This window comes from Acinetobacter sp. V110_1 (assembly GCF_031798975.1).
Taxonomy (GTDB): Bacteria; Pseudomonadota; Gammaproteobacteria; order Pseudomonadales; family Moraxellaceae; genus Acinetobacter; species Acinetobacter nosocomialis_A.
Genome location: NZ_JAVQNN010000030.1, coordinates 712,964 through 725,406, shown reverse-complemented (window position 1 = coordinate 725,406; position 12,443 = coordinate 712,964). Strand labels below are relative to the sequence as shown.

Below are 12,443 nucleotides of genomic sequence, written 5' to 3'. Positions count from 1 at the left end.
TTGCAAGGGTAAGCGTGTTACATTATGAATCAAGAATATTACGTTTTTGATGTCTTGTTTTGTGCACCGCATTCACGACGAACTTCTTCAAGAATTTTTAGCTCTTCATCACTAAAAGGCTGTTCATCTTGGCTTTCTTTTTTGAAAGTTGGGTCAAGTTCAGATAAGCGTTGGCACAAACTATTCATACGTGTTTCATTATGTTGAATACGGTCAAGTAAAACTCGCATTCCTTCTAAAATTGGGTCAGATTGATCAGCAGTAGTCGCATACGGAGCAAAACCAATACTCTGTGCATAATCACGGCGACGTTCTTCATCTTTATCTTTAGTTTTGTCAGCATCTTTATAAATATAGCGAGCAGGGTTTCCAACTGCTGTTACACCAGCAGGGACCGCTTTTGTCACCACAGCATTTGAACCAACTTTAGCACCTTTACCTACTGTAAATGGGCCTAAGATTTTTGCACCAGCCCCTACAACCACGCCATCTTCTAGCGTTGGATGGCGTTTGCCAGTTTTCCATGTGGTACCACCTAAGGTAACACCATGATAAAGCGTTACATCGTCACCAATTTCAGCAGTTTCACCAATCACAACGCCCATACCATGGTCGATAAAGAAGCGTTTACCAATTTTGGCACCAGGATGGATTTCAATACCTGTTGCAAAACGGCTAAATGATGAAACAAAGCGGGCAGTCCCTTTGCAGTCTTTTTTCCAAAGCTCATGTGCAAGTCTGTGCAAGAGCAAGGCGTGAATACCAGGATAAGTGGTGAGTACTTCAAATGTATTTCGTGCAGCAGGATCTCGCGCGAATACAGCCTGTATATCTTCTTTAAGCTGTTTAAGCATTGGATTGATCCTCCTTATCCGATGATGCTTTTTTCCATTTGCCGCTAGTCAGAGCTTGAACTCGACTAAAAATACCGCGAAGTAAATGATATTCCATACGATCTAATTGTATACGACCAAATAAACGACGCAAGCGTAAAGGTAATAAACGAGGATTTTCTGGATCTAAAAATTCAATTTCGGTAAGCATTTTTTCCAAATGAGGGTAAAACTCTTCCATTTGTTGCTGAGTGACTAAAGGCTCATCCCATTGCATGCTTTGGCCTTGGGCAAGTGGCATTTGTCCATCATCAGAAACAGACTCTTTTTGCTCTAATACCGACATGCGAAGTTCGTAACATACGACTTGAATCGCTTGAGCAACGTTAAGTACACCATAGTCCGAGTTTACAGGAATAGTAAGGTGATAGTTTGCTAAAGCTAATTCTTCGTTGGTTAAGCCGCGGTCTTCACGTCCGAAAACGATCGCAATCTGTTGACCTTGTGAAGCTGCCTTAATTGCTTCTTTGGAAGCAGGGCGTACATCAAGCAAAGGCCATGGAATAGTACGACTACGCGCACTTGTTCCAAAAACTAAATGGCAATCTTTAATCGCGTCTTCGAGTGTTTCAACAATTTCAACTTGTTCTAATAAATCTTGTGCACCAGCAGCAAGCGCCTGAATATCTGGATGTGGATAGGTCTTTGGTGAAACCAGAACCAACTTACTCAAGCCCATCGTTTTCATTGCGCGTAAAGCACTGCCAATATTAGCAGGCAAAGTGGTATTGACCATCACAATACGCACTTGTGCTAATTGTTTTGACACGGCGGTGTCGTCAAACAAACTCATAAGATTTCCAGAAATTACGAATATTGAGAAACTTCGCTTTGGTATGAATCCAATGCATCATCAATAGTCATGTCCACAGGAGGTGAGGCAACAGGTTGTGGACGAACAGGTTCTGCTGCTTTAGCTGCCTTAGATTTTACCTGATATTCAATATGAATATTATCTTTACCAAAGTAATCTCTCAGTTTGGTAAGAAGTTCATCTAAAGGAGCGACTTTCCATTGCGGGCCAAGCTGAAGTTCAGCTTGAGCATATGGTTGGTCAATCTGTAGTTGTATTGCAATATGCTGATGCATATCGACATTACAATAAGGCAATAATATATTTTGTAGATCTTTGGCCAAACTTGGTTGCATTAAATCATTGGTTAATTTGATTTGAATACTATTGGCACGTTTTTGTCTGATTTCATTTAAGTTAAATGCTTTGTTTAATCGCCCCATTGGACGATCAAAGCCTTCACGCTCATAAATTTCGCCTTCAAAGACCACTACACGTTCAACTTGAATGATATCTTTAAAGCGTTGGAAACGCTCATGGTTACAGCTTACTTCAATACGTGCTGTTCCATCGTCGAGTACGATAACAACACGGTTTGGGAAGTTGGCTACATCAAGAACAAGACCTGCATAAACAGTCGTTACGCCACGACGAGTTGCTGTAATTTCATTAAGTTTTGCAGGAATAAAGGCTTTGAGTTCTTGACGGTAAACATCAATAGGGTGACCTGTTAAATACAAACCCAGTGTGTCTTTTTCACCCTTAAGACGAACTTCATCGCTCCATGGCTTAACTGGCTTGGCAGGTTTACGTTGAACTTCTTCAACTTCACCAAATAAGTCCATAATGCCGCTTTCACGGTTACTACGTGCTTGTTCAGCAGCTTGTACGGCTTCAGGCAATTGAGCCATTAAACTAGAACGTTCAATACCTAAACAATCTAGCGCACCAGCACGGATAAGTGCCTCTAAAGTTCGTTTATTGATTTTTTTCAAATCAATACGGTGGCAGAAGTCGAATAGGTCGGTATAAGGACCTTGTTGACGACGTGAGTCAATAACAGACTGCATTGCCTGTTCACCAACACCTTTAATTGCACCTAAACCATAAACAATAGTTTTATCATCACTGGCATGGAAATGATAAGTCGACATGTTAACCGATGGAGGTAAGACCTCGAGTCCATTATTTCGACAGTCATCAATCAAAAATACGACACTGTCAGTGTTCTGCATTTCCGATGACATTACTGCTGCCATAAATTCGGCAGGATAGTGGGCTTTTAACCATGCTGTATGGTATGCAACAAGAGCATAAGCAGCTGCGTGCGATTTGTTAAAACCATAGCCTGCGAACTTTTCCATATAGTCGAAGATATGGTTAGCTGTGCTTTCATCAATACCTTTTTGTCCAGCACCCTCAAGGAAGATTTGGCGCTGTTTCACCATTTCTTCAGGTTTCTTTTTACCCATCGCACGGCGGAGCAAGTCAGCGCCACCGAGCGTATAACCCGCACAAATCTGTGCAGTTTGCATTACTTGTTCTTGGTAAACCATAATCCCGTAGGTTGGCTCTAATACGCCTTCAAGCAAAGGATGAAGATATTCAAAATCTCCACCATGCATACGGTGAATAAAGTCAGGAATCAGGTCCATCGGGCCCGGACGATACAAAGACACGAACGCAATAATTTCTTCGAATTTACTTGGACGTGCTTCTTTCAGCATTCGTTTCATACCGACGGATTCAAACTGGAATACCGCGGTTGTATTTGCATCGGCAAAGACAGAATAAGCTTTAGGATCGTCAAGAGGGACGTGAGAAATGTTTAATGGGTCATTGCCACGATTTTTATTAATATTTTGAATAGCATCTTCAATAACCGTTAAGTTACGTAAGCCCAAAAAGTCGAATTTTACGAGACCTGCAGCTTCTACGTCATCTTTATCGTATTGAGCTACACGGTTAGTACCGTCGGCGTCACAAAGTACCGCAGAGAAATCGGTAATTTTACCGGGTGCAATAACAACACCACCGGCATGTTTACCAGTATTTCGGGTAATACCTTCTAACTTTAATGCCATTTCCCAAATTTCACTGGCATCATCATTATCGGGGTTTGAAGGATTGGTGACGATATCTTTAAGCTGAGGTTCCATCTCAATCGCAGTTGCCAAATCTACACCGAGTGGTTTAGTTGGAACCATTTTTGAAATACGGTCAGCTAGACCATACGACTTACCTAAAACACGGGCAACGTCACGAATTGCTCCTTTTGCAGCCATTGTACCGAACGTGGCAATCTGCGAAACCGCTTCACGGCCATAAGTACGTGATACATAGTCAATAACACGGTCACGACCTGCGATACAGAAGTCGACGTCAAAGTCGGGCATCGATACACGTTCTGGGTTTAAGAAACGTTCAAAGAGTAGATCGTAACGAAGAGGGTCAAGGTCGGTAATTTTTAAGCTATATGCAACCAATGAACCAGCACCAGAACCACGGCCCGGGCCTACAGGGACACCATTATTTTTTGCCCATTGAATGAAGTCCATGACGATAAGAAAGTAGCCGGGGAATCCCATTTTAAGAATGATTCCGACTTCATAATCAATTCGCTCATCATAAGGCTTACGGATTTCTGGCCAGTCTTCACCACGTTTTTCAACTGGGTAAAGATAGTTTAAACGCTCTTCCAAACCTTCTTTTGATAAGTGCTCAAAATAGCTGTCGATGGTAAAACCATCAGGAATTGGGTACTCAGGTAAGAAGTAAGTGCCGAGTTTTAAGCTGACATTACAGCGTTTAGCAATATGGTAGGTGTTTTCAATAGCACTTGGGATATCTGAAAATAGCTCGATCATTTCATCTGAGGTTTTGAAATGCTGTTCCGGGCTATATAAACGTGGACGTCGGTCATCTGCTAAAACATAACCATCTGCAATACATACACGTGCTTCGTGTGCTTCGAAGTCTTCTTTTTCAACAAAGTGCACATCGTTATGTGCAACTACACCAATTTTGTATTTAGCTGCAAGTTTGGCAGCTTCTTGAATAAAGTCTTCTTCGCCCGGACGATCAGTACGTGTTAAAGCAAGATAAACACGATCGCCAAATTTCTCGATCCACTCTTCAAGTAACGGTTCAGCTTTTTGTGGGTTAGATGAGCAAAGCATTTGTCCAACATCGCTGTGCTGACCCAGTAAAACAATAATATCTTGGTGTTGTTCTAGAACCCATTCTTTTTGTACGCAAGGGATACTGAGTTGCTGACCTTCAATGAAGCCACGTGAAACAATTTCAGTCATACCTTTCCATCCAACCTCACTCATTGCAAGTAACGTTGCACGATGCTGGGCATCGTTAAGACGGATGGTGCTACCTAAAATAGGTTTAATACCCTTTTTTAGACAAGAGTTATAAAACTTTACAGCAGCATGCAGGTTGGATAAGTCGGTAAGTGCCAGCGCAGGCATTTCATCCTTTACAGCAGCCTTGACCAAGTCGGGTATGCGAACAATCGACTCTGTAATCGAAAATTCTGTGTAAATACCGAGATGAACAAACTGCATAAACCAATCCTTAATGCGACCGAAGCATAGTTTAACACGCAAAGTTCAAACGAAATGCTTAATATTTTGGCAACTGTTATGGATTTTAGTATTTAAACAGAATGTTGAGAACACGAAAGTGGAGGATTGACCAAAGATGGAGTGTATTTTCAAGGAGAGAATTAAGGAGAAAAGAACCAGCCCAAATCAGTTTGGGCTGGTTGAAAAACTTAGTACTGCCAGAACATACGTTGAATTTCTTTAGCATCATTAGTCTTAGTAAGAGCTAAAGCTGCAAGAAGACGTGCTTTTTGTGGGTTTAAGTCATGAGCAGCTACCCAACCATATTTATCATCAGGTTGTTCAGCATTACGTAATACGAAACCTTGTGGTACACGTGATGAACGGATAATTTGAATACCGTCTTTATCATGAAGTTTTTGTAAAGTTGGAACGATATAGTTCGCAACAGAACCGTTACCTGTACCCGCATGGATAATCGCTTTAGCGCCAGCTTTTGCATATGCTTCATAAGCATCAGGAAGCATAGAGTCTGAACCGTAAACGATTTGTACGAGTGGAAGTGCATCACCTTTAATATTTTCAATATTAAATTCTGAAGCATTTGCAAAACGTTTAACAGACTGTCTGAACCAGTATGGTTTACCTTCAACTAATGTACCTAAAGCACCCCATTGGCTAACAAAAGCATTTGTATGAATGTTAATGCCTTTAGTTACATCACGTGCAGCAAAAATAGAGTCGTTCATGAGAACCATAACGCCTTTATTTTTTGCTTCATCAGAAGCTGCTAAAGCAACTGCGCTATAAAGGTTAAGTGGTCCATCTGCTGAAAGTGCAGTTGAAGGACGCATTGAACCAACAACAACAATTGGTTTGTCAGTATGAACAACAAGATTTAAGAAAAATGCTGTTTCTTCTAAAGTATCTGTACCATGAGTAATTACGACACCATTCACAGATGGCTTCTTAACAAGGTCGTTTACTTGACGAGCAATTTGTAATAATTCCTTGTCAGTAATACTTTCAGAAGCAACCTGTAATGCTTGAATGCCGCTTACATTTGCCAAATCTTTGATTTGTGGCACTGCATTGATTAAAGCATCAACTGGAACTTTTGCTGCTGTGTAAGTTGCACTATTTGCTGAGCTTGCACCAGCACCAGCGATTGTACCGCCAGTAGCAACGACAACAACATTGTTTTTTGCGTAAAGTGGGAGAGAGCAGGCCAATAAGCCCATAGCTAAACCGAAAGATTTAACAGTTTTAGTCAACATCGAAAATATCCTTATGAAGTGACGAAGTAGAAGTTTGCTGAATACGCCTGCTTGTCCTAAGCAAAATACATACCATGTAAAACATATTCGCAACTTGTTTGAATAAGAAGCATCCCTGAATATCATTTTGTTTCGACAACAATCATTTAGTCATTGCTCTTATTCAGCGCTAATAAATATCATGAAAAAAATAAAAAATCTATTAAGTTTTTCTAATTTATCTCTCTTTTTTTACTTTTTTATATAAAGATTACAAATGACTTTTTTATTATTATAAAAATAGAAAATAACAGGTGGTTTTGAAGTTTTATTTACCATGTGATAATTTTATATTGTTGATTTTTAATGTTATAGTTAAAATTGTAAATAATATTAAAATTCATATAGTTAAACTCAATAATAATTTCAGCTATTTAATATAAGTAATAAGCAATAAATTGAATTAAAAAGTAAGCAATTGATCTATATTTTTAAAAATATAAATTTTGATTGTTTGGTTTTTATTCTTTTTTTAAGGTTTGGATTTGAGAAATTTAATAGGAGTTAAAATCTATTTTTGAGACTATTATTTAATATAAAAATGTCCGTAAATTTTGATTGTTTAATTTTAGAATAAAAAAAAGAGCAATTTTATTGGTCATATAAAATTGCTCTTTAGTTGGGAGAGTGGGAGAAAAGAGAAACTTAAGCGATCGTTTGTTCTTGTGTTGTTTTAATTAATACAGGTTCTGGTGACTCTTCAATATCAGCAACTTTGTCACCTTCAAGTTTTGCGACGACTGCGGTAGCAATACTATTGCCAACCACATTTGTAGCGGTGCGGCCCATATCTAGGAATTGGTCAATTCCGAGCAATAACAAAATGCCAGCTTCAGGTAAATGGAACATCGTCAGGGTTGCTGAAATCACCACAATAGAAGCTCTCGAAACACCTGCAATACCTTTACTTGTCACCATAAGCGTTAATAAAATTAAGATTTGTTGGGTGAAGCTCAAATCAATATGGTAAGCCTGAGCAATAAAGAGTACTGCAAATGTGGTGTACATCATTGAACCATCTAGGTTAAATGAATAACCTAAAGGTAAAACGAAACTGGTCACTTTTTTAGGCACACCGAACTTATTTAGGGCATCCATAACTTTAGGATAAGCCGATTCGCTCGAAGCTGTAGCAAAAGCAAGTGTTACAGGTTCACGAATTAACTTACCTAAACGGAAGATATCTTTTTTAAGTACGATTGCACCAACAGAGAACAAAATGATCCAAAGTAATAAAAGGCCGAAGTAGAACTCTGCAATTAAAATACCGTAGTCAACAATTAAGCCTAGGCCTTGTACAGTAATTGCAGATGCAATCGCGGCAAACACTGCTACAGGTGCAAATTTCATGACGTAATCAGTAATACGGAACATGATTTTACTGAGTTCATCCGTTAGACGAATAATAACGGAGTCTTTTTCTTTACCCTGATTGACATAAGCAAGTGCTGAACCAAAGAAAATAGCAAATACAAGTACTTGTAAAATATCATTATTCGCCATGGCTTCTGCAATACTGCGCGGGAATACATGGCTTAAGAATGACTGTAGTGTAAAGCCAGTAGTCGCTGGGAGAGTGGCGCTACTGAGTTCTTGAGCTGTTGGTAATACTAAATTTAATGCTGCGCCAGGCTGGAAAAAGTTGACTAAGCCCATACCGATTGCAAGCGATACAAACGACGCAGTAATAAACCAAGTCATTGACTTAAGCGTGATACTACCAATAGAAGTTGATTTACCCATAGATACAATGCCAGACACAATTGTGGCAAATACCAATGGTGCAATAATCATTTTGATGAGACGTAAAAAGATATCTGTGACGATATTAAAATAAGAAGCGATTTGCTTCAGTTGCTCACCTTCGTTAAAGAAGTGGTGACAGATCCAACCCGTCAATACTCCTAATAAAATAGCAACCACAATATACTTGAGCAATTTCTTTTGCTTCATATGAACCTCTATCCTTTGGGTTCAATCATCTTTTAGATGGGCTAGAGATGATTGAAAAGCTTTCCTTGTAAGTTCAGTTCGATCCTTTAACTGATTTCATCTTCCTAAATCTGCATCAGTGTTAACCGAATCGAATATGATGATGTTGTTATGGAAAGGGATTGTTGCTCTATTTTGAAGTAGTGTGAAATGCAAAAAAATATCAACTCATGCATTTTTTGCATAACAGCTAAAATGGAAAATGAGGAAAATTATAATAATTTAATCGAATGGTAAAAAACATGAGTTTATTTTTAATTGGGAACTAATATAAATTAAATTTATTAAAAATTAATGAAAATCAAAATATTGTGTCAGTTTTTAATGATATTTAAATTGGGTCTTATGTATTTTTAAATATATGCATGGATCATATAAAAATCAAAAAGGCATCTAATTTAAGATGCCTTTTTGATTATGCATTTTTTTAACGGCGATTGGCTAAGAAACGACCTAAACGACCAATTGCTTCACGTAATTCATTTTCTGCTGGTAAGAAAACAACACGGAAATGGTCTGGAGTTGGCCAGTTAAAGCCTGTTCCTTGCACTAAAAGTACTTTTTCGGCACGAAGTAAATCTAACATTAACTTTTCATCGTCTTCGATTGGGTAAATATTAGGATCAAGTCGTGGGAAGCAATACATTGCACCTTCTGGTTTAACACAGCTTACACCTGGGATTTCATTTAACATTTCCCAAGCGATATTACGCTGTTCATATAGGCGACCACCCGGGCGGATTAAGTCATTAATAGACTGATAACCACCAAGCGCAGTTTGGATTGCATATTGAGCTTGTACGTTTGCGCATAGACGCATAGACGCCAACATATCTAAGCCTTCAATATAATCTTCTGCACGGCTTTTATCACCTGTAATTGCCATCCATCCTGAACGGAAACCCGCAATACGATAAGCTTTTGATAAACCATTGAATGAAATACATAGCTGATCGCCAGCTAAAGAGGCAACTGAAACGTGCTCAATTCCGTCATAAACAATTTTGTCGTAAATTTCGTCAGCAAATAGAATGAGATCGTATTTCTTGGCAAGAGCCACAATTTGTTCAAGCACGTGACGTGGATATACTGAACCAGTTGGATTATTTGGGTTAATAATCACAATACCACGTGTATTTGAAGTAATTTTACTTTCAATGTCAGCAATATCTGGATACCAGCTATTTTCTTCATCGCATTTATAGTGAATGGCAGTACCACCCGAAAGATTAACGGCTGCTGTCCAAAGCGGATAATCTGGCATTGGAATTAGCATTTCATCGCCATCATCAAGTAAGCCTTGCATCGCCATGACAATCAGTTCAGATACGCCGTTACCAATATACACGTCATTTACGTGCATATTTAGGATACCTTTTTGTTGGTAGTACTGACAGATCGCTTTACGTGCTGGAAAGATACCTTTCGAATCAACATAGCCAATTGCATTTGGTAGGTTTAAAGCAACGTCATTAATAATTTCTTGTGGTGCTTCAAAACCAAATGGAGCAGGGTTGCCGATATTTAGCTTAATGATTTTATGTCCTTGCTCTTCCATTTCATTGGCGGCTCGTAATACAGGTCCGCGAATGTCATAGCAAACATGCTCAAGCTTCGATGATTTTTTAATTTCCCGAGAAGTTGGCATGGATTGGAGAGTAGCAGTATTTTTAGACATAGCTGGATTCACTTTTGCATATCGGTATAAATAACTTTTAAATGTTTTAACTGTTACCAAATTTAGATCATGTTGATCTTTTAGTAGTTCAACAATTCTTTCGTGGGTAAAACCCGATTGCTGATACTGTTTGATAACTGGTAATAGTTGCTGGAAAAGCACACTTTTTTTCTGAGACATGTTTTGTCCTATACAACCGTGCCAAACAAGAATAGCACCATCTTTGCTTCCTTGGAAGGAAATAAAACATAATTTTGCTTACTTTTGTTTTTGTAGTTTGCTTACTTTTTGCTTACTGTTACTTAGATGATTAAATTCCAACAAATTTTACGTTCAGAGACTAGTGTTTTTTTGACGAATGGCGTAAATATAAAACACGATTATCAATTTATGTTTACATCAGAATAAAAGGTGCATGTCATGGGAAAAGTTAATAAAACAGACCGGGAATGGCAAAGAGAGTTATCACCAGAAGAATATCGGATAACACGACAAAAGGGCACTGAACCAGCTTTTACGGGGCAATACTGGAACACTAAGCAACATGGTACCTATGTTTGTCGTTGCTGTGGCGCTGAATTGTTCTCGTCAGATGCAAAATATGATAGTGGTTGCGGTTGGCCAAGTTTCTTTCGTCCAGTAAATGGAACGGTCATTGAAGAACATGAAGATTTAACGCATGGTATGGTCAGAACAGAAATTGTTTGTCATGATTGCGAAGCTCATCTTGGGCATGTTTTTGAAGATGGACCACAGCCGACAGGTTTGCGCTATTGTGTGAACTCGGCATCATTACAACTTAAAACACAAGAAAAAAATGACGAGGAAACTTATCCATGAGTAACATTTATCAGTTTGAAGCTGAATTGTTAGAAGGTGATATTAAGCAATTTTCTGATTACAAAGGTAAAGTTTTATTAATTGTAAATACCGCCAGTAAATGTGGTTTTACTCCACAGTTTGCTGGCCTCGAAAAACTTTATGAAAAATATAAAGATCAAGGTTTAGAAGTTTTAGGTTTTCCCTGCAACCAGTTTGGTGGGCAAGATCCAGGAAATAATAAAGAGATTGGGGCTTTCTGCCAGCGAAACTATGGGGTTAAGTTCCCTATGTTTGCGAAAGTCGATGTAAAAGGGCCTGAAGCGCATGTAATTTTTAGATATTTAACACGTGAAGCTAAAGGGATTTTAGGCAGTAGTACGATTAAATGGAACTTTACCAAGTTTCTGGTCGGTAAAGATGGTTCAGTTTTGAATCGTTATGCACCTACGACTAAACCTGAAGCTTTAGAAGCTGATATTGAAAAAGCATTAGCAGGCTAATTAATTTAATGAATGCTATTCCTCAAACTTTCGAGTTTTGGCAAGATCGGCGAATGCCTTATGTTGAAACTCGAAAGTCGTGTCGTAGCCGGACATGTTATAAGTCTCATAGCCATCCAACATTTTCAATTGGTGCAGTAGACGAGGGGAATAGCATTTTTCAAAGTTCTTTTGGCACTGCTCAAGAGATTTCGGCGGGTACTTTAGTTATTGTACCTGCCCATATTGAACATTCTTGTAACCCTAAGCCAAATGAGGCTTGGAGTTATCAAATGCTGCATCTGGATATAATGTGGTTAAGTCAGTTGTATTCTGAATTTCAACAGCAAGGTTTTGATTTACATCTACCTCAACATAAGCCTCTCATTATAAGGGATGAAACTTTCTATAAAGCTTTTACTGAAATGAATGATGCGCTTTTTGATGAACAAAAGCTAATTCTTGAAAAGGAACAATCACTTCTTGATTGTCTTATCGGCTTGTTGTTGCCGCATTTTATTTTAGAAGAAATACAAAAACCGCAGTACCTATATAAAGATTTTCTAGATTTAGTTGAGGTCGTTACTTCTTCTGAGAGTTTTATTTCTCTTGAAGAACTTGCACAGCAGGTTGGCCTGAGTCGTTATGCAATCATTCGGCTATTTAAAGCAAATGTCGGTCTAACTCCGCATGCATTTCAAATTAATTTAAAGATTAACCAAGCTCGGGAACTCCTTAAACAGGGGATTTCACTTGTAGAGCTGGCTGTTAATTTAGGCTTTAGTGATCAAAGTCATTTTCATAAAGCATTTAAAGCCCATACAGGAGTTACTCCTCGACAGTTTCAACTTGCAGTCGCGCAATAATTTACAAGAAATAATAAGTTCCTATTTTT

9 protein-coding genes are annotated in these 12,443 nt (G+C 38.6%); 3 read left to right on the top strand and 6 right to left on the bottom strand.

Annotated features, from left to right (window positions below; all coding sequences use genetic code 11):
* Nucleotides 1–38: 38 nt before the first annotated feature.
* From cysE to RMA95_RS14370, 6 genes are all read right to left on the bottom strand, one after another.
* Nucleotides 39–854: a serine O-acetyltransferase gene (gene cysE / locus RMA95_RS14395; RefSeq protein WP_311071465.1), complete on the bottom strand. Its 816-nt coding sequence runs from the start codon at nt 852–854 to the stop codon at nt 39–41.
* Nucleotides 847–1,686, bottom strand: a complete 840-nt coding sequence (locus RMA95_RS14390; RefSeq protein ID WP_004887591.1) for an RNA methyltransferase — start codon at nt 1,684–1,686, stop codon at nt 847–849. The genes cysE and RMA95_RS14390 overlap by 8 nt, the downstream gene beginning before the upstream one ends.
* Nucleotides 1,687–1,700: 14 nt before the next feature.
* On the bottom strand, nt 1,701–5,261 hold the full coding sequence (gene dnaE, locus RMA95_RS14385; protein ID WP_311071463.1) for a DNA polymerase III subunit alpha: 3,561 nt from the start codon (nt 5,259–5,261) through the stop codon (nt 1,701–1,703).
* A 209-nt stretch (nt 5,262–5,470) separates the two neighbouring features.
* Nucleotides 5,471–6,538 carry a type II asparaginase gene (locus tag RMA95_RS14380; RefSeq protein WP_022574713.1) on the bottom strand — a complete coding sequence of 356 codons (1,068 nt, stop codon included), beginning with the start codon at nt 6,536–6,538 and terminating at the stop codon, nt 5,471–5,473.
* 684 nt (nt 6,539–7,222) lie between these two features.
* A complete protein-coding gene (locus RMA95_RS14375; protein ID WP_263613521.1) occupies nt 7,223–8,530 on the bottom strand; it encodes a dicarboxylate/amino acid:cation symporter in 1,308 nt (435 codons plus the stop codon).
* A gap of 466 nt (nt 8,531–8,996) precedes the next feature.
* The gene (locus RMA95_RS14370; protein WP_311071459.1) at nt 8,997–10,427 is read right to left on the bottom strand and encodes a pyridoxal phosphate-dependent aminotransferase; all 1,431 of its coding nucleotides are present in this window, start codon (nt 10,425–10,427) and stop codon (nt 8,997–8,999) included.
* Nucleotides 10,428–10,667: 240 nt separating this feature from the next.
* Between RMA95_RS14370 and msrB the strand changes: the two genes are divergently transcribed.
* From msrB to RMA95_RS14355, 3 genes are read left to right on the top strand one after another with little or no spacing between them, the layout of a single operon-like run.
* Nucleotides 10,668–11,087, top strand: coding sequence for a peptide-methionine (R)-S-oxide reductase MsrB (gene msrB, locus RMA95_RS14365; RefSeq protein ID WP_004702186.1), 420 nt, complete (start codon nt 10,668–10,670; stop codon nt 11,085–11,087).
* Nucleotides 11,084–11,569 carry a glutathione peroxidase gene (locus tag RMA95_RS14360; protein ID WP_311071457.1) on the top strand — a complete coding sequence of 162 codons (486 nt, stop codon included), beginning with the start codon at nt 11,084–11,086 and terminating at the stop codon, nt 11,567–11,569. The genes msrB and RMA95_RS14360 overlap by 4 nt, the downstream gene beginning before the upstream one ends.
* Entirely contained in the window at nt 11,569–12,414 is an 846-nt protein-coding gene (locus tag RMA95_RS14355; RefSeq protein ID WP_311072297.1) for an AraC family transcriptional regulator, read from the top strand. Before RMA95_RS14360 ends, RMA95_RS14355 begins: the two co-directional genes overlap by 1 nt.
* Nucleotides 12,415–12,443 lie beyond the last annotated feature (29 nt).